This is a genomic window from Oenococcus sp. (genome assembly GCF_047725585.1).
In the GTDB taxonomy this organism is placed as follows: Bacteria; Bacillota; Bacilli; order Lactobacillales; family Lactobacillaceae; genus Oenococcus; species Oenococcus kitaharae_A.
On sequence record NZ_JBDNNF010000002.1, the window covers coordinates 150,515 to 170,710 of the forward strand.

Consider the following 20,196-nt stretch of genomic DNA (forward strand, 5'->3'; position numbering starts at 1 on the left):
CTATTTTCAATTATACGCGGCTTAAAATCGCGCTATTTTTGAAATATAATCCGATCAATTTCATGATTCTGCTTTTTATGAATAATGGCGTCAGCATTGGATTTTTGAGGTTCAATATAGGTTTTCAGGTTTTTAAGATTTGTTTGTGTCCATGTTTGCTGGATCAAGGACATAATTTCTGTGACAGGTTTTTTTGACAGGGAATAATAAAAGCTTCCTGGAATTTGCCGATTTTCCCGGATAAAAGACAAAGTCCGTTTTAAAAACCACTGATAAATGTTTTTTTCGTCAGCATCAATATAGATGGCATAGTCAGTTTTTTTAAGCCTTAAAGCCGTCACGCCTTCTACGATTAAAATCTTAGGCCGCTTTACAATGACAGTCCGTGAGGCATCAATATCATTGATTTCCTGCCTGTACAAGGGAATTTCGATCTGATCCTTTCCAGATCGCATCTCGGCGATTTTGGATGACAATGCTTTTAAATCGTAGCTTTCCGGAAAACCTTTCTGGTTGAAAATCCCGCGCTCTTGTAAAACACGATTTGGATAAATAAAGGAATCGACTGACATAATCGATAGGGTTAGGCCAGGAAAACTTTTTTTCAATGACTCAGCCAGTTGTTTGGCGATTGTGCTTTTGCCAACTGAAACAGAACCGCTGATGGCGATAACGAAGAATTTTTCCCAATTTTTTTTATATTTTCTGAGAATTGCGTCTGTTAATTGCTGCACCATTTAATTATGCAGCATATCATAAGCACGCTTGTGAAGGAGAAGTGAAGTTTTATCGTATTTTTGAAATTTCCACTCAAATCCGATTTACTTTTGGTAATGAATGACTTACTATCAAATAGTAAGTAAAAATAAAAAACAGGAGTAAATTCTAATGACAGAAATAACAATTTTTGGTAAAGGCAATATGGGCAAAGCGATCGGCGGAAATTTTGCTGATGGCGGTAATGCAGTGACTTATCTGGGACATAGTGATCGGCCGGAGACCTTGGGGGACATCGTCGTTTTAGCTGTTCCTTATCCAGCTTTGAAAGACATTGCCGAAAAGTATGTCGCACAATTGGTCGGTAAAATCGTCATCGATATTACAAATCCAGTGAATTTCGATACCTTTGATAGCCTGACAGTCCCAACTGATAGTTCGGCAGCACAGGAATTGGCTCAACTATTGCCTGATGCAAAAATTGTTAAGGGCTTCAATACGAATTTTGCTTCGACTTTGTTAAGCAAAAAAATAGGAGATGCACAAACAACCACGGTGCTGCTGGCTTCTGATGATGATGCGGCCAAGGAAACTATTGCACAAGCTTTGTCCGGCAGTAATTTGGCTGTTGTGGATGCAGGTTCATTAAAGCGTGCCAAAGAATTGGAAGAAATTGGTTTCTTCCAAATGACCTTGGCTGCCTCTGAAAAAATCAGCTGGAATGGCGGATTTACGTTATTAAAGTAAATTTTTGATCAATATGTTTGAAAAACGGACTTCGGTCCGTTTTTTGTTAAGCTATTCGTCAAGGAATATCATGGCAGAAAATATCGTAATTATTTCAACAACAAAACCTAATCCACAACAAGAAGTGGCGGTCCAACATCTGATCAGCAAAGTGCACGAGTACGATCAGACATTTCGCGATCCTTATTTAAGCAATCGTTTCAATTATTTTTCGGACATGCCGGCTCTCTTTTTGGCTCTGCATGGGGAAGAACTAATTGGTTTGTTAACACTCTACGCTGATGAAGATCCTAGCGGCAGTGTCGATGTGACCTTAAATGTTGTGCCGGCTCGGCGCCGACAGGGTGTAGCCAAACAATTGTGGCAGGCGGCTCGGCCCGTTTTGCAGCAATATGGTTATCATGATGCCGAGTTTTTGGTCGAGAAGGCGTTTTTAACGGCCGCACCAAATTTCTTAGCCAATACAGAACTGGCTGCCGACCCCGTGAGTGAATTTCAGATGACGCTAAAAGTTAATAGTCACCATGAAAGGGATACGGATCTTGATGTGGCTGCACTGCAGGCAGCTGACATTCCGGCCCTTTTGCCGGCCTACGTAGACGCTTTTCCAGATAGTAACAAGGAAGAAGCTAACCGCTATTTAACCGAAAATCTTCAGTCTCATAGCAGCTGCGGTTATGTCTGTCGTTATCAAGGCAAGTTGATTGGTTATTGTGCCGTGGATTTTGGTGAGTATGATTATTTATTCGGGTTGTTTATCGCTAAGAACTATCGAGGTCAGGGACTGGGCAGTCGATTTATCGCTCAATTAACGCAGCAACTTGCAGCTGTACGGCATCATTCTTTTAAGCTGGCCGTTGAGAGTGATAACCCAGCGGCACATTATGTCTATCGTAAAGCTAATTTTAAAGATGAGAGCGAGATTTTTTATTTGCAGGCAGAGCAAGGTCTGTGGCATTTAGAAAAATTATGATAATGCATATTTTTTAATCGGCAAGCTGTTAATTTATTTATTTGATTGATAAGCGAACGTAGCACGAGAATAAAAAGTTGCAACCTCTAGCGCACTAATAATCATATTCAAGAAGGCGACAAAGAAGACTTGGTGCCAAATAAGAGCTAGCAATATTAAAGCGAGAGAGTTAACGATGGCACTCGTAAACAGGAAAGTCTTGGTGAATCTTGATGATCCTATGAAAAGACAAATAGGCTGGAAAATGTTTAACAAGCTGCTTAAGACGGCCAGATAAGGGAAAAACCCGAAAATAGTGCCGCCATATGCTGCAACTAGATAAAAGAATAAATAATTTCTGATAATTTGGCTAACAAGCGTAAAAGTGATGCAAAGACTGACGACTGTTAGGAAAAGTTTGATGAAAAAAAGAAGTGATTTGAAAAATCGATTTGCTTCGTCCATACTTGTTTCTCCTTATTACTTGCTTATCAAAACTAATTCCATTCTAAACATACTTTTCATGATAAAAAAGAGAGTTAAGCAACATTTATAGAGATTGATGGTCTGGTATTGCCCGCAAAAGCTTTGAGATGATGACTGAATTTTCAGAATTTTGCGCGTGTTCAGGAGTCAGCAGATAGAGAGAGCGATGAAAATCTTCACCAATATCGACAAAAGGTGTGCCTGGAATTAAGGTATCTTTTGAAATAATCGATTTTCCCAGGCCTTCTGCCAGCAACGCTGCGATCATTGTGTTGCTTTTAACGTGAATCACTTGCTCCGGTATGATACTTTGCACGCGTAAATATTGTTGGGTGTAATGGAGAACGCCGGATCCTTGTTCTCGCAGCAGCCAGATAGGACTTTTTAGGTTGCCTGCCAGGACTAATTGGTCTCGGGCGATTTCACGGCGGGAAACACCGTCTTGAATACTGGGCTTTTCAATCAATCCAAGGTCCGCTTGGTGTTCAGCTATCATAGCCAAAATATCGTCTGAGTTATGCAAACTGATTTCCAGCTGTAGTTGATCAATATAGGGCATCAAAGCACGTACAATCATTGGCAGCAGAGTTGTTGCTGTTGTATGGGAAGCAGCAATTTTAAAAAGTTTCTTCGCCTGCTGATGATCAGCTATCATGTTTTGCGCCGCCTGCCAGTCTGCTATGAGCTTAACAGCAGCTGGGTACAAACGCTTAGCGTTTTCTGTCGCTTGAATTTCTGTATGGCCTTTCCGATCAAACAAAGTTGTATCTAATTGGGATTCGAGGCGGCTAATACGCACACTGATCGTTGGCTGGGACAAAAAAAGTTCCGCAGCAGCCTTGGAAAAATTTCGTGTTTCATAAACGGCAATAAAACTTTCTAATAGTTTAAACATGGCTCACTTCCATTAAAATTTTTAATAGTAAACATTATAAACATTTATTTTACAAATGGATACAATCGTGTTTCAATAACGCTATTGGTGTTTTTTTATGAAAATTAAAAGAAATATGATCAGCGGTATTTGTCTCACCTTAATTTTGTCTGTTGCGGCAAGATTCTTGGCTCGTTATTTACCGAATTTGGGAGCTGAAGCAATTGCAATGCTGCTGGGTATTCTAGTTGGCAACACGATTTTTACAGCGCCAAGATGGTCGGCTGGCGTGAAATGGGCTGAGAAGTATCCAATCGAAATCGGCATTGCTTTGATGGGGCTGACTGTTACTTTGCGGACCATTGCTTCTTTAAGAATCCAAGGTGTTATTTTTATCGTGCTGCAGATGACGGCCACGATTTTGTTTGTCATGTGGATTGGGCAGCGTTTGATTAGAGTGCCGAGTAAATCAGCCATGCTGATGGCTAGCGGGAATGCTGTCTGCGGATCGAGTGCGATTGCTTCAGTTGCTCCGGCCATTGGTGCAGACGATGATCAAAGGCGTACGGCAGTCGCGACCGTTTCCTTGAGCGGGGTTATTTTATTATTTGCTCTGCCAGTTTTAGGTCCGGCACTGTTTGGTCAGCAAAATCTGTTGATTTCAGCTTTAATTGGCGGAACGGTCCAGTCTGTCGGACAAGTTGTTGGAACTGCGGCTTTAGTGAATCCGACTGTTGTGACTTTTGCGACATTGTTCAAGATGCTGCGCGTGATTCTATTGTCAGTAGTTGTTTTTGTGTTTGCTCGTATGGCGGCTAAAAAAGATCAAGGCGAACAAAAAAAGGTGGCTGTTCACGCAGTTAAAAAAGTGTCGGTCCCTTGGTTTGTGATGACTTTTATTGTTTTCGTCCTAATCAACTCTTTTCTGTCTTTGCCAAATTTTGTTAATGACGGTGCTAAGACTATTTCTAGTTTCTTTGGCGTTGTCAACTTGGCCGGTATTGGTTTGAACTTAAAATGGCAAACGATTAAAGCTTCTGGACAGAAGTATTTAGCTTACGGTCTTTTGACCTTGATTTTTCAAGCCCTTTGCGCGATTCTACTGATTAAATTACTTTTAGCCTAGATGTTTTGACATTATTTGTTGCTTTGATTGTTAATAAAAGTGCATAATTTTTTTATTAGAGGGAATGATGCTATTTTTATTGCTGTTTGCCATTGTTGTACTAGGCCTTTGCTGTTTGCCCGCTTTTAGAACGGGATTGAAGGCTCGACGAATTCATGTAGGATTAGTTGTCTTTGCATGCTTGCTGCTGTTTATTTTCAGTCTTTCTGCCTTATCGGACAGTCATTCTGATCAAGCTTTACATAAACCCTCGCAGACAACAGTTCGAAAAAAAGCTGATCAATCTGACAAAGCCTTTTCCTCAACCGTGTCTTCTTCGTCTCAAGCAAGCAAACAAGCGTCATCGAAGACATTTTCTAGCGCTAGTTCGACCGTCAGTGCTGTCAAAGATGAAAACCACGATTTTCAGGGTTTTGTCCAAAAGCCTTTGTCTTTTCGTCATCAAAAACAACTCCAATTGGCCAGTCTGGACGCTTTAGGACGTGCACGCAATTCACATATTCAATTACGCAATAGTGACGAACCGGCTGTAAAAAGAGAACCATATTTAAATTATGATCCTGCGGGTTGGCACAATTATCGTTTCTTCTATAGAAGTCATGACGGACAGACAAAAATGGCCTGGTTAATGAACCGCGGCCACTTGGTTGGTTATCAATTTTCCGGCCTTAACGATGAGGGACGGAATTTAGTGGCTGAGACTGCTTGGCTGAATACTGGCAACTATGTTGGTACCGATGTAGAAAATACTGACTCGATGCTTTTTTATGAAGAAGGCTTGGATAATTGGTTGTCCCTGCATCCTGATTATTATCTGGATTATCAAGTGACGCCGCTTTATCAAGGCAATGAGCTGGTGCCTCGGCAAGTTCGTCTGGCTTATGTCGGTATTGATAATCAAGGCAGAACCTTGCCTATTACATTGGATGCAGCAAAAGAGCAGGAAGGCAATGGCGATGCTAGGCTCGTATATCTCAACAACCAGAGTCCGAACGCAAAATTAGATTATCAAAGCGGCCGGGCAGTCAATACTGTAGCAAATGGCCACTCGCAGGCAGCTGTGATTTCTTCTTCCAAACCAGTTGCTAATCCCAATACCTCTACCGATCCTCACCAACGTATTGTATATGTGACGGGAAATGGCAAGTCGTCAGTTTATTGGTATAGCGAGGATGCCATGCCCAGCAATACGAATAAATCGCGTGTCATCCAAATGACGGAACAGCAGGCTTTGGACCAGCACAAATGGCATTCTAAGACAGAACCATAATTTTGAAAAAATAAAAACCCGTAAGAAGTGAAGGGACAGTTTTAGAACTGATTCTTACGGGTCAAGCATTAAATTGAATTGAAGCTGTAAGTGTTTGTTCGACAAAGTAGCAAGCGCTTACAAAATCATATTAGCACAATCTAACCATAGTTGTGGCTGATCTAGGAAGGATTGCTGTGCTGGAGCTGGTGCAGCCGTTTGACTAAAGCGGGCTGTGCATATTGTTCAATGATATTTGGATACTTCAAAATCCAGGAATCCTGGCTGAAGTCCGGGTAGAAAGCATCTGCAGTTTTTCGACCAATCGGATGCGACATAAAATAGTCATTTAAATGATAATAGGCAATCAGCTTGTCCTCATCTTGATCGTCGTAAATGATTCTGCCTTGGTTACTGATTATTTTTGCGTCCATGCTATTATATTAGAATAAATACGAACTAATGTTCGATCTTAAAGGCAATATCTGAAAACTTTTTAATTCATGAACACTTTTATTAATCGCGAGCTCGTGTGTTAAAATAATTCGATATATTTTTGGAGGTGTGCATGAATTTAAAAGTGATTGCAAGCGACATGGATGGCACTTTTTTAAGTGACGATAAGAATTACGATATTGATCGTTTTTGCGAGCAATTGGATGAAATGCAAAAACGCAATATTAAATTTGTTGCGGCTTCCGGAAATAAATTTTCTCATCTTCAGTCGATTTTCCAACCGATTTTAGAGCGCGGTTATCAGATAAATTATGTTTCTTCCAATGGTGCTGCTTCATACGACCGGGATACCCTCGTGCATGCGGCCTTTCTATCTGATGACCAGATTCAGAAGGTTATCACTTGGAATGCTGAAAATCCGGATTCCGAAGGTAATTTTGTTATTTTGACCGGCCTATACCGGTCATATGTGTCCAACCATGCGACACCTGAATTAATCAAGACAATTTCTGAATGGTATCACGATATCAAACAGATTGATAAATTGATGGAGGCGGGTGAAAAGATTCTTGAGGTCACATTTCTATGGCAAAATGCCGATGTGGTCAAACAGGTTCGTCGATTGCGGCAGGTGTTTGGCAACGAGGTTCATTCAACTGGGTCAGGTTTTGGCAATGTGGACGTTTTAGCGGCTAATACAAATAAAGCCACCGGACTCAGATATTTGCAGCAGCGCTGGGGCGTATCTGATGATCAAGTGGTGGCTTTTGGTGATAATGAAAATGATTTGGAAATGCTGAAAAATTATCCGGCTGGTTATTTGATGACCAATGCGGATCCATCCATGCATCGAAAAATCAATTTGAAAACTGATTTGGACAATAATCATGATGGTGTTTTGGATATGATTGACAAGTTGCTGATGACTAACTGATTCAAAGACTCATTTGTGCTGTCAAGAACAAAATAGACAGAAACATCATCGTGAGATAAATAGACAAATGGTATTTGGCTTTCAGTTTTAGATTAATAAAAATGGCCCAGGTGACCAATAGCACCAACAGATTTAAAAAGAACCAGACATTCACAGCTTCTGTTAACGTATAAATAATTAACGCCAGGCCGATTAACATGGACAAAACACTTTTAAGTAAGCCCTTGGGAACGAAAATCGGCGTTAAAAAGAAGGCAAAAGTCATGCTGAGTGGAATTAAAGAGTACAAAAATGCACGGTTGACATGGCCATTTTGCAGACAGAAGATAGCCGTCGGGATAGCGGCACCTGCCATAAAAGAAAAAGCCAGCATACCGTATACAGACTTTAAATTAAAGGCATGAATCTGCAGCAGCAGCAGGAAAGCCGAAATGAGCAGCAGCAGCTCGGCAACACGAGAATCAAGCCGGTTGCCTATGAACAGGATTGGCAGACCGGATAAAATAGTTAGGACCAAACCGGAAAATTTAAAGCTGTTTTGACTAAAACTTGCAAAAAATGCGAGTGCGATCATCACAGTATACAAGAGTATAAGCCAAGTGGTGCTATTTCTCACAAACAACTGGCTGATGTCCAGATTAATATCAGAATAATGCCACCAAGCCGTGTTAAAGGCCAATAAAGTCATTAACAGAGGAAATATTCTGCCCTTTAAGTGATTGCTTTTCACGGATGCTGGTATCATCGAACTTCTCGCAGCGGCATCTGTGTGGGCTAAATTTTTTTGCAAATTCTTCGAGTCCATCATTAGCAATTATAAATGAAATTCGCTACACTTTAATTAACATTAACAGTTAAACCTATTTTGAGTGCAGCTAGGGATACCACCCGATGATCTGCCGGCAACCTGCTTTGGTAAGGTGCCCCTGTGGTAAACGATAGGGTCTAGACAGGCCCTGCGGTCTGTTTTTGTTGGAAAGAGAATTTGAATAATGAGAAAATTTTTTACTAGCGAGTCGGTTGCCGTTGGGCATCCGGACAAAGTTGCTGACCAAATTGCCGATGCAATCTTAGATGAAGTCTTAAAGCAGGATCCGATGGCAAGAAGTGCGATTGAAGTCACGGTTTCAACAGGTAATGTGTCGATTTTCGGAGAATTATCGACCACGGCTTATGTCAATGTACGTGAGATCGCGACTCAAACGATCAAAAATATTGGTTACGTTGAACCAAAACTCGGGTTTACATATGATTCAGTCAATATTTCCAATCAAATCGTCGAACAATCAAAAGAAATTTCCAAAGCTGTTAGTCAAGCAGATGACGATCCTGATCAGCTCGGTGCTGGCGACCAGGGAATTATTTATGGTTATGCTGACAATGAGACTAGCGACTATATTCCTTTGGCTTTGCAGTTATCACATAAATTGATGAAACAATTAAAGATTGTCCGTCAAAAAGGTGGTCCTGCCAGTTACTTGCGTCCTGATGGCAAAGGCGAAGTTTCCGTTGAATACGGGGATGATGGCAAACCGAAACGCATTTCTGCAGTTGTCTTGTCAGCTCAGCATATTGAAGGTATCGAGCTTGAAGATTTACGTGCACGTATCACAGAGGATGTGATTGCGCCGGTTCTGCCTAATGAACTGGTCGATGAAAATACGAAATTCTTTATTAATCCTGCTGGACTTTGGTCTTTGGGCGGCCCTCAAGCCGATTCGGGTTTGACCGGACGTAAAATTATTGTCGATACTTATGGTGGTGCTGCACATCATGGCGGCGGTGCCTTTTCTGGTAAAGATGCTACTAAAGTGGATCGTTCTGGTGCTTATTATGCCCGTTATGTTGCTAAAAATTTGGTTGCAGCCGGTTTGGCAGAACAATTAGAAATTCAAGTGGGCTATGCGATCGGTGTCGCACAGCCGGTGTCCATTAATCTTGATACTTTCGGCACTGAAAAAGTATCGCTGGATCAAATTTACGCAATTATTTATCAGCTGTTCGATTTTCGCCCGCTAGCCATTATTAATCAGCTTGATTTACGCCGGCCAATTTATTTGCAGACAGCAACGTTTGGTCACTTTGGGCGCTCAGACCTTGATTTGCCATGGGAAAAATTGGATCAGGTTGACAAAATCAAGGCTTTAATTGAAAAGTAAGCTATAATGGTAAGCAATTAGCAGTATTAGATTTGAAAGCATTACAGGGAGCAGACGGTTATTGCGAGTCTGCATGTTCGAAAATCGAACTCGGCTGAGGGTAGAATAATTAAAATATTGAGTGCGCGTCAGCGAATTCAGGTGGTACCGCGGAAAATCCGTCCTGTGATTATTTACAGGCGGATTTTTTTGTCTGGCATTTGAGAAAAGAGAGGAATTTATGAGCTACGATCACAAGACCATTGAAAAAAAGTGGCAAAACTATTGGGATGAACACAAGACCTTCAAAACGGCTCCGGAAAGTTCCGGCAAGAAAAAATATTATGTCATGAACATGTTTCCATATCCATCTGGACAAGGGCTGCATGTTGGTCATCCGGAATCTTATACAGCGACAGATATTATGGCGCGTTTCAAACGGATGCTGGGCTTTAACGTGCTTCAGCCAATGGGCTGGGATGCTTTTGGCCTGCCGGCTGAACAATACGCAATCAAGACTGGGCACAACCCGGCCGATTTTACAAATGAAAATATCAAACATTTCAAAACGCAGATTAAATCGCTGGGTTTTTCATATGATTGGGATCGTGAAATCAATACAACCGATCCCGAATACTATAAATGGACTCAATGGATTTTTGAACAGCTTTATAAAAAAGGCCTGGCCTACGAGGACAAAGTCATGGTTAATTGGGCGCCTGATTTTCCAGGAGGCGGCAGTGTTGTCGCTAACGAGGAAGTCATTGACGGCAAGACGGAGCGTGGCGGCTATCCTGTTTACCGTGTGCCTATGCGTCAGTGGGTCTTAAGAATTACTAAATATGCTGACCGGCTTCTTAGCGATTTAGACGATTTGGATTGGCCCGAAGCGATTAAAGAACAGCAGCGTAATTGGATTGGCAAGTCGGTTGGTGCTTCGGTGTTTTTTAAGGTTCATGGTCACGAAAACACGCAAGTCGAAGTTTACACGACTCGACCCGATACGCTTTTTGGTGCCACTTATATGGTTCTAGCTCCCGAGCGCCCGCTGGTTGCACAAATTACGACTGACGGGCAAAAAGACGCGGTTGCTGCCTACCAGGCTAAGATTGCCTCCAAGTCCGATTTGGAACGAACCGATTTGTCTAAAGAAAAAACTGGTGTCTTCACGGGTGCCTATGGGATTAATCCCATTAACGGAGAAAAATTACCAATTTGGATCGCTGATTACGTGCTCTCTAGTTATGGTACGGGTGCCATTATGGCTGTGCCAGCACATGATACGCGTGATTATGATTTTGCTAAAAAGTTTCAGCTGCCAATTAAAGCAGTCATTGCCGGTGGCGATATTGAAAAAGAAGCCTATACAGGGGATGGCCTGCATATCAATTCTGGTTTTTTAGATGGTTTGGACAAAAAAAGTGCCATTGCTAAAGCGATTGATTGGCTGCAGGAAAACAAAGCTGGTCATCGACAGGTTAATTACAAACTACGCGATTGGATTTTTTCGCGTCAGCGTTATTGGGGTGAGCCGATTCCTGTGATTCATTGGGAAGACGGCACTCAGACCTTGGTTCCCGAAGACCAGCTGCCTTTGCGTCTGCCGCATCTCAATCAAGAACAAATGAAGCCGTCCGGCAATGGCGAATCGCCATTAGCAAACGATTCGGAATGGCTGAAAGTAACACGTGCAGACGGTGTCGTGGGCCGCCGGGAGACCAATACAATGCCGCAATGGGCCGGTTCTTCTTGGTATTTCTTGCGCTATATTGATCCGCATAATGATCAAGCACTAGCGGATCCGGAAAAACTGAAGTATTGGATGAATGTTGACCTTTACGTTGGTGGGGCCGAGCATGCTGTTTTGCATCTGCTGTATGCACGTTTTTGGCATAAATTCTTATATGATATCGGCGTTGTGCCAACTAAAGAACCATTCCAGAAATTAGTCAATCAGGGCATGATTCTTGGCGAAAATCATGAAAAAATGTCTAAGTCCAAGGGAAATGTTGTCAATCCTGATGATATTGTGGCTGAATATGGGGCTGATGCGTTACGTGTCTATGAGATGTTCATGGGACCATTAACACAATCCAAGCCTTGGAACACTGACAGCCTCGCCGGTATTCGCCGTTATCTGGATCGTGTTTGGCGTATTTTCACGGATGACGGAGAAGGTATTAATCCTGCGATTGTTGATGAAAATAATGGCAAACTGGACAAAATTTATAATCAAACGGTTAAAAAAGTAACTGACGATTACTCGGCAATGCATTTTAATACCGCGATTTCGCAAATGATGGTCTTTGTCAACGAATGTTTTAAAAATGATCAACTGCCTAAAAAATATATGGATGCCTTTTTACAATTGCTTAATCCAGTTGCACCGCACCTAACCGAAGAACTTTGGCAGCGAATGGGGCATAAGGCAACGATTACCTATGCTGCCTGGCCGGCCTACGACTCTTCGGCTTTAGCAGAGGAACAGATTGAAATGGCTGTGCAGATTAATGGGCGTGTTAGATCTAAAATTACGAGTCCAGTCAAAATATCGTCTCAGGAGTTAGCTGAACTGGCTCAAGCGGATCCGGAAGTTCAAAAACAATTAGCAGGTAAGCAGGTCGTTAAAGTGATTGCAATCCCTGGAAAGATAATTAATATCGTCGTGAAATAAACTAGCAGTCAAAGATTCTCAATGAGAATCTTTTTTATTTGTAATAATTTCTTATTAAGCGGTTACAGTTGCCTTTTTGGGCTTTTTAGGTCAAAACTGCCTACGAAAAGTACGTATTTTTTGTTAGAAAAGCTGACATAATACTTGATTTTCGACTTTTGCTGCGCATATAATGACGCAATTTTATTTTCACTGTGATGGTGAAATTAGAAGCGGAGGAGAGATTATTAATGGCAAAAAAGAAAAAAATGTCGACTGGTGCTAAGGTCGGGATTACAGCCGTAGTTGCGGTTGTTGTCATTGGCGGTGTCGTTTATGGGGTGACGCGCAATGGCAAGTCAGCGACAGGAACGAACGTTATTAACGAATATCTTGGTGCCGATATGACGACACAGGATTTGTCGCAGATGACTGATAGTTATGCTTTTGAAGTCGCTGGAAACGCACAAGAAGGACTACTATCACGTAATCCTGACGGCAGTCCTAAAGCCGGCTTGGCCAAGACTTGGTCCCATTCAAAAGATGGTTTGACATGGACATTCCATTTGCGTCCGGGTTTGAAGTGGTCAAACGGTGATTCGCTGACTGCGCGTGATTTCGTTTATGCTTGGCGTCGTACGGTTAACCCTAAGACGGCCAGCCAGTACGCTTATATCTATTCTGGCATCAAGAATGCTGATGCGATCAATTCTGGTAAAAATAAAGACTTGAGTTCTTTGGGTATTACAGCTAAGGGTGCGACGACACTGGTCGTAACTTTGGAGCACCCAATGCCGCAGTTTGAAAACTTAATGGCCTTTCCAGTGTTCTTTGCTCAGGATCAAAAATTTGAAGCACCTTTGGGCAAGAAGGTCGGAACCAGTTCTGCTCGCCAAGTCTATAGCGGTCCGTACCGTTTTGTCGGTTGGAATGGTTCCAATAAGAGCTTTAAGTTAGTTCCAAACAAAAACTACTGGAATGCTAAAGCGGTTAAAAATGATGGCGTTAACTATCGTGTTATTACTGATCCAACGGCTTCTTTGGCTCTTTACAACAAAGGTTCGCTGGACTCAGTTACTTTGAGCACACCCGAACAGATCAGAAAGTACAAGAATTCTAAAGCGCTGCAGGTTATCCCTCAATCTGGTTTGAACTATATCGAGTACAACCAGACTGGCAGAGTTAAAGCACTGACCAACTTGAAGATTCGTCAGGCTCTGAATTTGGCGACAGACCGCAGCGGTATTGCTGACTCTATTTCTGAAGGTCTGGATACAGCCGCAACTGGTATCACACCAGCAGGGTTAGCGCGTACAGATACAGGCGCAGACTTTGCCAAGACCGCTGCCAAGGGTACTAACTACACGTATAACGTCTCTAAAGCCAAGAAACTGTTTGCGCAAGGCATGAAAGAATTAGGCTTAACAAGCGTTACGCTGACGATCGAAGCTACTTCTGATTCTGCAGTCGCAAAGCCAAGTTTGGATACGATTCAGCAAGCATGGCAGCAGTTGCCTGGCTTGACCGTCAAAGAAAAGCTCGTGCCATTTAAGCAGCGTCTGCAAGACCAGACAAACCACAACTTTGATGTGATGTTAGCTGCTTGGTATGCCGATTATGCTGAAGCCCAGACATTCTTGAATTTGTTTGTCACAGGCGGACCAAATAATGATGGCGGCTGGTCAAACAAGCAATATGACCAGACAATCACCAATGCATCTGCTAAATATGCTTTGAATAACAAGAAGCGGATTGCAAACGAAGTCGAGTCTGAAAAGATTCTGTATGATCAGGCCGCTGTTAACCCTGTTTACTGGGTTAACTCAGCTCAGCTTCACAACCCGAAGGTTAAAGGCATTCACTTCTTCTCATCGGGTGCCAGTTACTACTACATGGACGCTCATCGGACAAAGTAAAAAATTTCTCAATCCCTGTTGTATCGGCTTCCATTCTCCTAAATTGTTAAATCTTGACAATTCGTGACTTGATTTTTTAGCAAAATAGCGCATATAATAATGCAATTTTATTTTCACTTTTAAGGGAAGATAAAATTTTGAAAGGGAGAGAGTAAATTTAATGGCAAAAAAGAAAAAATGGTCAACAGGTAAGAAGGCTGTCGTCACTGCAGTCGTTGCCGTTGTCGTTATTGGCGGCGTTGTATATGGCGTGACACGCAATGGTAAATCATCAGCAAGTACGAATACTTTGAACGAGTATTTGCCCACTGATATGACGACGCAGGATTTGTCTCAGATGACAGATCAATATGCGTTTGAAGTTGCTGGTAACGTGCAGCAAGGTCTGCTTTCAAGAAAAGCTAACGGTGCTCCTGCAGCGGGTTTGGCAAAGACTTGGTCACACTCAAAAGACGGCTTGACTTGGACATTCAATCTGCGTAAGGGTCTAAAGTGGTCCAACGGTGATCCGCTGACAGCATCCGACTTCGTATATGGATGGCGTCGCACGGTCAGCCCTAAGACGGCGAGCCAATATGCTTATATCTATTCAGGCATTAAGAATGCTGATGCGATCAATTCCGGCAAGAACAAGAATTTGAATTCATTGGGCATTAGAGCTGAAAATAGTACAACCTTGGTTGTGACTTTGGAACACCCAATGCCTCAGTTTGAAAACTTGATGGCCTTTCCAGTGTTCTTCGCTCAAGACAAGAAGTTTGTTGCACCATTGGGCAAGAAGGTCGGCACGAGTTCTGCTCGTCAAGTTTATAGCGGTCCTTATACTTTCGTTGGTTGGAATGGTTCCAACAAACGCTTTAAGTTGGTTCCGAACAAGAACTATTGGAATGCTAAAGCTGTTAAAAATGATGGTGTTGATTTCAGAGTTATCATGGATCCAACAGCCTCACTGGCGCTTTATAACAAAGGCCAGCTTGATCAGACAACACTCGGTACGCCTGAACAGATTAAGAAGTATCGGAACGCTAAGGACTTTAAGATTCAAAACCAGTCTCGGACAGATTACATCGAATATAACCAGACTGGTACTGTTAAAGCACTGACCAACTTGAAGATTCGTCAGGCTTTGAACTTGGCAACGGATCGCCGTTCCATTTCTCAAGCGATCTCTGAAGGCTTGGATACGGCTGCAACAGGTATGACGCCGGCAGGCTTGGCGTTAACTGATACGAATGGCGATTTCGCTAAAGCAGCAGCGAAGTCAACCTCTTACACTTACAATATTGCAAGGGCACGCCGTTTGTTTGCCCAAGGAATGAAAGAACTTGGCATGTCCAAACTCACGTTGACTGTTGAAGCATCGGCTGATTCCTCGACTACCAAGCCGACCGTTGATACGATCCAACAATCATGGCAGCAGTTGCCAGGTTTAACGATTAAAGAAAAGTTCGTACCTTTCAAACAGCGTCTGCAGGATGCGATCAACCAGAACTTCGATGTTCTCTTAACCGCATGGGGTGCTGATTATGCTGAACCACAGACTTTCTTGAATATGTTTGTGACTGATGGCCCGAATAACGATGGTAAGTGGACTGATAAGGCATACGACCAGACGATCCAAAATGCATCTGTCAAGTTTGCTTTGAATAACAAGAGTCGTATTTCAAACGAGATCAGATCAGAAAAGATTCTGTATGATCAAGCAGCTGTTAACCCTGTTGATTGGATGAACGCCGCAACGCTTTCTAAATCTAATGTGAAGGGTATTCAGTACTTCTCATCTGGTGCACCATATTATTTCTGGAATGCAAGTAAGGCTAAATAACATTGTTTTTGAGAAAACCTCAAAGAGGTTTTCTCCTACATATTGAATTTAAAAAAGGGCGAAGGTATGGCAAGATACATCTTAAAGAGAATAGCAATGATGGTGGTAACCGTGTTTGTGGTTACGGCTCTAACGTTTATCATGATGCGTTGGATGCCGGGTTCCCCCTTTAATAACCCAAAGCTCTCAGCCTCTCAAATTGCTGCTTTAAGCCGGCAATATGGGTTGGATAAGCCTGTCCTGGTTCAGTTCTGGCAGTATCTGGTGAATGCGCTGCATTTTGACTTTGGTACTTCTTACATTAATACAGGGCAAAGTGTCTCGCTGATGATCGGCCAGCGTCTGCCGGTTTCGATGCAGCTAGGCTTTCAAGCTCTTATCATTGGCGTTCCTCTAGGCATGTACGTTGGTACTTGGCAAGCTATGAGAAAAAATACTGCTACAGATTATAGTCTCAGTGTTGTGACGTTGATTTTTACCGCGCTGCCTGATTTTCTGCTGGCGATGCTGCTGATGGTCTTCTTTGCGATTGATTTTCCTATTTTTCCGATTACCGGTTGGGATTCATGGATGTCCAGTGTACTGCCGACTCTCGCCCTCGGCATGGGCGTAATTGCCTTTGTTGCTCGTTTTACGCGTTCGCAGACATTAGAGACCCTAGATTCTGATCAAATCCAGTTGGCTTATGCTAAGGGACTTAATGAGGGGCAGGTGATTTTAAAGCATGCTATCCGAAATTCCTTGATTCCAGTACTAACACTACTGGGGCCTTTAACAGCTGGCCTGCTAACGGGTTCTGCTTTGATTGAGACAATTTATTCTGTCCCTGGTATTGGAAACCAATTTGTGGCTTCAATTTCTTCAAAGGATTATCCAGTTATCATGGGCACCACAATCGTCTATACGGTGATGCTTCAGGTGATGATTTTAATTGGCGATATTGCGACTGCGATTGCGGACCCGAGAATTCGTTTTGGAGGAAATAAGTAATGGCTGAGGAAAACTTCCAAGTTGTCGGTATCGAGGCTGGTGCTGATAATGAAAAAATTGAAAAACCATCATTGACTTTCTGGCAGGATGCATGGCGGCGTTTAAAAAAGAACAAGGCAGCCATTATTTCGATGTGGTTTCTGATTGTGATTTCTGTTTTTACGATTATTATGATTCCATTTTTGAGTCAGAACCAAGCCAATCGTTTTAATCCCAATGAAATTTCAATTTATAAAAATCTGCCGCCAAAGTCTGGTTTGCCGATTCCCGGTTGGCAGGGGAAACACGGTTCCGATGACCCTTACGAAGATCAAAATGTCCCTGCAGGACGCAATTTTATCTTAGGAACTGATCAGACTGGCCGCTCAATTGCAAAAAGAGTGATTGTCGGCATGCGTATTTCTTTGACGATTGCTTTGGTTTCGTCTTTGGGAGATTTAATCATTGGTGTTAGTTATGGTGTCTATTCAGCTTGGAAAGGTGGATGGGTCGATCTCGTTTTGCAGCGTATCATTGAAATTTTGAGTTCTGTACCTTTCATTGTTATCGTGACGCTGTTTACTTTGCTGTTGGGTGCCGGCATTTGGTCAGTTATTATTTCTTTGATTTTAAGCGGCTGGATCAATATGGCGCGTCAAATTCGTGCCCAAACTCTTTCGGTCAAGGAACAGGATTATGTTCTGGCCGCGACCGTGTTAGGTGAAAGGCCCTTCAAAATTGCCTTGAAACATATTATTCCCAATATCAGTTCGACGATCATCGTTCAGTTGATGATGACGATCCCACAGTCTATTACTTCTGAGGCGATTCTATCCGCTTTGGGTCTTGGTGTTCAACCACCAACATCTTCTTTGGGTTCCATGATTAATGATGCTCGAGATCAATTGCAGTACTATCCGTATCTTATTTTTATTCCCGGTACCGTATTAGTATTAATTTCTTTGGCTTTCTACCTATTTGGTGATGGTTTAAGAGACGCTTTTGATCCTAAAAGCAGTGAGGATTGATGATGCCAGAAAAACCGATATTACAAGTTAAAAATTTGTCTGTAGAATTTCATACCTATGCGGGGACGGTTCGGGCCATTCGTGACGTTTCCTTTGATTTATATCAGGGGCAGACGCTCGCGATTGTTGGTGAATCCGGGTCTGGAAAATCTGTTACTACACATACACTTATGGGCTTGAACGCAGGTAATGCAACAATTTCGGCAGGTAATATTTTCTATAAGGGAAAGGATTTGCTGAAGTTTGACGAAGACGAGTTTGAGGAACTGCGTGGCGGCGAAATTGCAATGATCTTTCAAGATCCGATGACCAGTTTGGATCCGACCATGAAGATTGGCAAACAGATTATGGAAGTTATCTTGCTGCATGACGAAAATGCCGATGATAAATTGGCTGCTGACCGTGCTTTGAAATTAATGGAACAGGTTGGTATTCCGAATGCATCTGAACATTTTGATGATTATCCCCACCAGTGGTCTGGCGGGATGCGTCAGCGTGCCGTCATTGCGATTGCCTTGGCCGGCAACCCAGACATTTTAATTGCCGATGAACCAACGACGGCCCTTGATGTCACGATTCAGGCACAGATTCTGCACTTAATGAAAGGCATTCAGTCTGAAATCGATTCTTCGATTATTTTTATTACGCATGATTTAGGCGTTGTTGCCGGCATGGCTGATAAGGTAGCCGTCATGTATGCAGGTAAAATCGTTGAATATGGCACCACACAGGAAATTTTCTATAATCCTCAGCATCCTTATACATGGGGGCTCTTGGACTCAATGCCGACGACAGATATTGAAACGGATGAGCTTTCTTCAATTCCTGGTACGCCTCCGGATCTGCTTGATCCGCCCAAGGGTGATGCTTTTGCGGCACGCAATAAGTATGCTTTGGACATTGATTATGAGGAAGAACCACCGTTTTTCCAAATCAGCGATACGCATTATGCAGCTACCTGGCTGCTCGATAAGCGCGCGCCAAAAGTGACCCCGCCAGCAGCCATTTTAAAACGTTGGGCCAAGTGGAAGAAAATTGCTGGGAAAGATAATTTCCCTAAAATTTCTAAATTCGGTGTTCCCGGCAGGAAAAAAACAGCCAAAGAAACGGCTAGCCCAAAGCCTGGTGCTGAATTAGCCAGAAAGGATCAAGCATGACGGACAAAAAAATTCTCGAAGTCAAGAATTTAAAATTATCCTTCAATCCTGGAAAGGCCAATGAAGTCAAGGCGATTGATAATGTCAGTTTTGATATTTATGAAGGTGAAGTTTTTGGATTAGTTGGTGAGTCTGGATCAGGGAAGACAACAATCGGACGCACTATCCTGAAATTGTATACACCACAAAGTGGTGAAATTAAGTTCGAGGGACACGATGTCTTAAAACAATCTTCGGCTGAAGCCAAAACTTTTCGTAAAGATGCGCAAATGATTTTCCAGGACCCGCAAGCGAGTCTGAACGGCAGAATGAAAGTGAAAGATATCATTGCCGAGGGTATCGACATTCATCATTTAGCTAAAGACAAAGCGGATCGAGACGCTCAAGTAGAGCGGTTGTTAAAATTAGTTGGATTAAACGAGGATCATGCCAGCCGCTATCCTTATGAGTTTTCTGGCGGGCAGCGTCAAAGAATCGGCATTGCAAGGGCTTTGGCTGTGCGGCCGAAGTTCATCATTGCTGATGAGCCGATTTCTGCTCTGGATGTTTCGATTCAAGCCCAAGTGGTGAATTTGATGAAGAAACTCCAAAAGGAAGAAAAGCTCACTTATTTGTTTATTGCACATGATTTATCGATGGTGAAGTATATTTCCGATAGGATTGCAGTCATGCACTGGGGTAAAATATTGGAAATTGGAACATCTGATGAAGTTTATGGGCATCCGATCCATCCCTATACAAAAAGCCTGCTTAGTGCGATTCCAATTCCGGATCCTGAGGTTGAGTTAGCTAGGCAGCCGATTGACTACGATCCGGTAATGGAGACTGATGGGAAGCCGCGCACAATGCATGAGATCCATCCTGGACATTTTGTTTTGTCGACTGATGAAGAAGCAGCTGAGTTTTCTAAAGACTAACTGCTTTTTTATTGCACTTCTTTAGTAGAATGGAAACAGCTGTTCTTTTGGA

The 20,196-nt window shown here is 42.6% G+C and carries 18 protein-coding genes; 13 read left to right on the plus strand and 5 right to left on the minus strand.

Annotated elements, in window-relative coordinates:
• Positions 1-32 precede the first annotated feature (32 nt).
• The gene (locus tag ABF487_RS03200; protein WP_415634466.1) at positions 33-737 is read right to left on the minus strand and encodes a type I pantothenate kinase; all 705 of its coding nucleotides are present in this window, start codon (positions 735-737) and stop codon (positions 33-35) included.
• Positions 738-888: 151 nt separating this feature from the next.
• On the opposite strand from ABF487_RS03200, the gene ABF487_RS03205 reads away from it, so the two are divergent.
• Positions 889-1,464, plus strand: coding sequence for an NADPH-dependent F420 reductase (locus tag ABF487_RS03205; RefSeq protein WP_415634467.1), 576 nt, complete (start codon positions 889-891; stop codon positions 1,462-1,464).
• A 70-nt stretch (positions 1,465-1,534) separates the two neighbouring features.
• Positions 1,535-2,437, plus strand: a complete 903-nt coding sequence (locus tag ABF487_RS03210; RefSeq protein ID WP_415634468.1) for a GNAT family N-acetyltransferase — start codon at positions 1,535-1,537, stop codon at positions 2,435-2,437.
• A 33-nt stretch (positions 2,438-2,470) separates the two neighbouring features.
• Here the strand turns inward: ABF487_RS03210 and ABF487_RS03215 are convergent, their stop codons facing one another.
• Both ABF487_RS03215 and ABF487_RS03220 read right to left on the minus strand, forming a co-directional pair.
• On the minus strand, positions 2,471-2,881 hold the full coding sequence (locus ABF487_RS03215; RefSeq protein WP_415634469.1) for a hypothetical protein: 411 nt from the start codon (positions 2,879-2,881) through the stop codon (positions 2,471-2,473).
• Positions 2,882-2,966: 85 nt separating this feature from the next.
• Positions 2,967-3,797, minus strand: a complete 831-nt coding sequence (locus tag ABF487_RS03220; protein WP_415634470.1) for a LysR substrate-binding domain-containing protein — start codon at positions 3,795-3,797, stop codon at positions 2,967-2,969.
• A 97-nt stretch (positions 3,798-3,894) separates the two neighbouring features.
• On the opposite strand from ABF487_RS03220, the gene ABF487_RS03225 reads away from it, so the two are divergent.
• Positions 3,895-4,902 carry a YeiH family protein gene (locus ABF487_RS03225; protein WP_415634471.1) on the plus strand — a complete coding sequence of 336 codons (1,008 nt, stop codon included), beginning with the start codon at positions 3,895-3,897 and terminating at the stop codon, positions 4,900-4,902.
• Positions 4,903-4,966: 64 nt separating this feature from the next.
• Entirely contained in the window at positions 4,967-6,172 is a 1,206-nt protein-coding gene (locus ABF487_RS03230) for a DNA/RNA non-specific endonuclease (protein WP_415634472.1), read from the plus strand.
• A gap of 161 nt (positions 6,173-6,333) precedes the next feature.
• Here the strand turns inward: ABF487_RS03230 and ABF487_RS03235 are convergent, their stop codons facing one another.
• Positions 6,334-6,585 (minus strand): hypothetical protein, encoded by a 252-nt coding sequence (locus ABF487_RS03235; protein WP_263778722.1) that lies wholly within the window; start codon positions 6,583-6,585, stop codon positions 6,334-6,336.
• 134 nt (positions 6,586-6,719) lie between these two features.
• On the opposite strand from ABF487_RS03235, the gene ABF487_RS03240 reads away from it, so the two are divergent.
• Positions 6,720-7,541, plus strand: a complete 822-nt coding sequence (locus ABF487_RS03240; RefSeq protein WP_263778723.1) for an HAD-IIB family hydrolase — start codon at positions 6,720-6,722, stop codon at positions 7,539-7,541.
• A 1-nt stretch (position 7,542) separates the two neighbouring features.
• Here ABF487_RS03240 and ABF487_RS03245 read toward each other — a convergent pair whose 3' ends face one another.
• Positions 7,543-8,346: a hypothetical protein gene (locus tag ABF487_RS03245; RefSeq protein WP_263778724.1), complete on the minus strand. Its 804-nt coding sequence runs from the start codon at positions 8,344-8,346 to the stop codon at positions 7,543-7,545.
• Between the two features lie 187 nt (positions 8,347-8,533).
• On the opposite strand from ABF487_RS03245, the gene metK reads away from it, so the two are divergent.
• From metK to ABF487_RS03285, 8 genes are all read left to right on the plus strand, one after another.
• Positions 8,534-9,700, plus strand: coding sequence for a methionine adenosyltransferase (gene metK, locus ABF487_RS03250; RefSeq protein ID WP_415634473.1), 1,167 nt, complete (start codon positions 8,534-8,536; stop codon positions 9,698-9,700).
• A gap of 220 nt (positions 9,701-9,920) precedes the next feature.
• On the plus strand, positions 9,921-12,353 hold the full coding sequence (gene leuS, locus ABF487_RS03255) for a leucine--tRNA ligase (RefSeq protein WP_415634474.1): 2,433 nt from the start codon (positions 9,921-9,923) through the stop codon (positions 12,351-12,353).
• Between the two features lie 230 nt (positions 12,354-12,583).
• Complete coding sequence (locus tag ABF487_RS03260; protein ID WP_263778727.1) at positions 12,584-14,248, plus strand: peptide ABC transporter substrate-binding protein; 1,665 nt, start codon at positions 12,584-12,586, stop codon at positions 14,246-14,248.
• 160 nt (positions 14,249-14,408) lie between these two features.
• A complete protein-coding gene (locus ABF487_RS03265; RefSeq protein ID WP_263778728.1) occupies positions 14,409-16,073 on the plus strand; it encodes a peptide ABC transporter substrate-binding protein in 1,665 nt (554 codons plus the stop codon).
• Between the two features lie 66 nt (positions 16,074-16,139).
• Complete coding sequence (locus ABF487_RS03270) at positions 16,140-17,063, plus strand: ABC transporter permease (RefSeq protein WP_263778729.1); 924 nt, start codon at positions 16,140-16,142, stop codon at positions 17,061-17,063.
• On the plus strand, positions 17,063-18,070 hold the full coding sequence (locus ABF487_RS03275) for an ABC transporter permease (protein ID WP_263778730.1): 1,008 nt from the start codon (positions 17,063-17,065) through the stop codon (positions 18,068-18,070). Before ABF487_RS03270 ends, ABF487_RS03275 begins: the two co-directional genes overlap by 1 nt.
• 2 nt (positions 18,071-18,072) lie before the next feature.
• Positions 18,073-19,227, plus strand: a complete 1,155-nt coding sequence (locus ABF487_RS03280; protein ID WP_263779259.1) for an ABC transporter ATP-binding protein — start codon at positions 18,073-18,075, stop codon at positions 19,225-19,227.
• Positions 19,224-20,144, plus strand: coding sequence for an ABC transporter ATP-binding protein (locus tag ABF487_RS03285; protein ID WP_263778731.1), 921 nt, complete (start codon positions 19,224-19,226; stop codon positions 20,142-20,144). The genes ABF487_RS03280 and ABF487_RS03285 overlap by 4 nt, the downstream gene beginning before the upstream one ends.
• Positions 20,145-20,196: the final 52 nt, after the last annotated feature.

Coding starts and splice junctions, on each gene's coding strand:
- ABF487_RS03200 (WP_415634466.1), bottom strand. CDS start 737: ATGGTGCAGCAATTAACAGACGCAATTCTCAGAAAATATAAAAAAAAT.
- ABF487_RS03205 (WP_415634467.1), top strand. CDS start 889: ATGACAGAAATAACAATTTTTGGTAAAGGCAATATGGGCAAAGCGATC.
- ABF487_RS03210 (WP_415634468.1), top strand. CDS start 1,535: ATGGCAGAAAATATCGTAATTATTTCAACAACAAAACCTAATCCACAA.
- ABF487_RS03215 (WP_415634469.1), bottom strand. CDS start 2,881: ATGGACGAAGCAAATCGATTTTTCAAATCACTTCTTTTTTTCATCAAA.
- ABF487_RS03220 (WP_415634470.1), bottom strand. CDS start 3,797: ATGTTTAAACTATTAGAAAGTTTTATTGCCGTTTATGAAACACGAAAT.
- ABF487_RS03225 (WP_415634471.1), top strand. CDS start 3,895: ATGAAAATTAAAAGAAATATGATCAGCGGTATTTGTCTCACCTTAATT.
- ABF487_RS03230 (WP_415634472.1), top strand. CDS start 4,967: ATGATGCTATTTTTATTGCTGTTTGCCATTGTTGTACTAGGCCTTTGC.
- ABF487_RS03235 (WP_263778722.1), bottom strand. CDS start 6,585: ATGGACGCAAAAATAATCAGTAACCAAGGCAGAATCATTTACGACGAT.
- ABF487_RS03240 (WP_263778723.1), top strand. CDS start 6,720: ATGAATTTAAAAGTGATTGCAAGCGACATGGATGGCACTTTTTTAAGT.
- ABF487_RS03245 (WP_263778724.1), bottom strand. CDS start 8,346: ATGGACTCGAAGAATTTGCAAAAAAATTTAGCCCACACAGATGCCGCT.
- metK (WP_415634473.1), top strand. CDS start 8,534: ATGAGAAAATTTTTTACTAGCGAGTCGGTTGCCGTTGGGCATCCGGAC.
- leuS (WP_415634474.1), top strand. CDS start 9,921: ATGAGCTACGATCACAAGACCATTGAAAAAAAGTGGCAAAACTATTGG.
- ABF487_RS03260 (WP_263778727.1), top strand. CDS start 12,584: ATGGCAAAAAAGAAAAAAATGTCGACTGGTGCTAAGGTCGGGATTACA.
- ABF487_RS03265 (WP_263778728.1), top strand. CDS start 14,409: ATGGCAAAAAAGAAAAAATGGTCAACAGGTAAGAAGGCTGTCGTCACT.
- ABF487_RS03270 (WP_263778729.1), top strand. CDS start 16,140: ATGGCAAGATACATCTTAAAGAGAATAGCAATGATGGTGGTAACCGTG.
- ABF487_RS03275 (WP_263778730.1), top strand. CDS start 17,063: ATGGCTGAGGAAAACTTCCAAGTTGTCGGTATCGAGGCTGGTGCTGAT.
- ABF487_RS03280 (WP_263779259.1), top strand. CDS start 18,073: ATGCCAGAAAAACCGATATTACAAGTTAAAAATTTGTCTGTAGAATTT.
- ABF487_RS03285 (WP_263778731.1), top strand. CDS start 19,224: ATGACGGACAAAAAAATTCTCGAAGTCAAGAATTTAAAATTATCCTTC.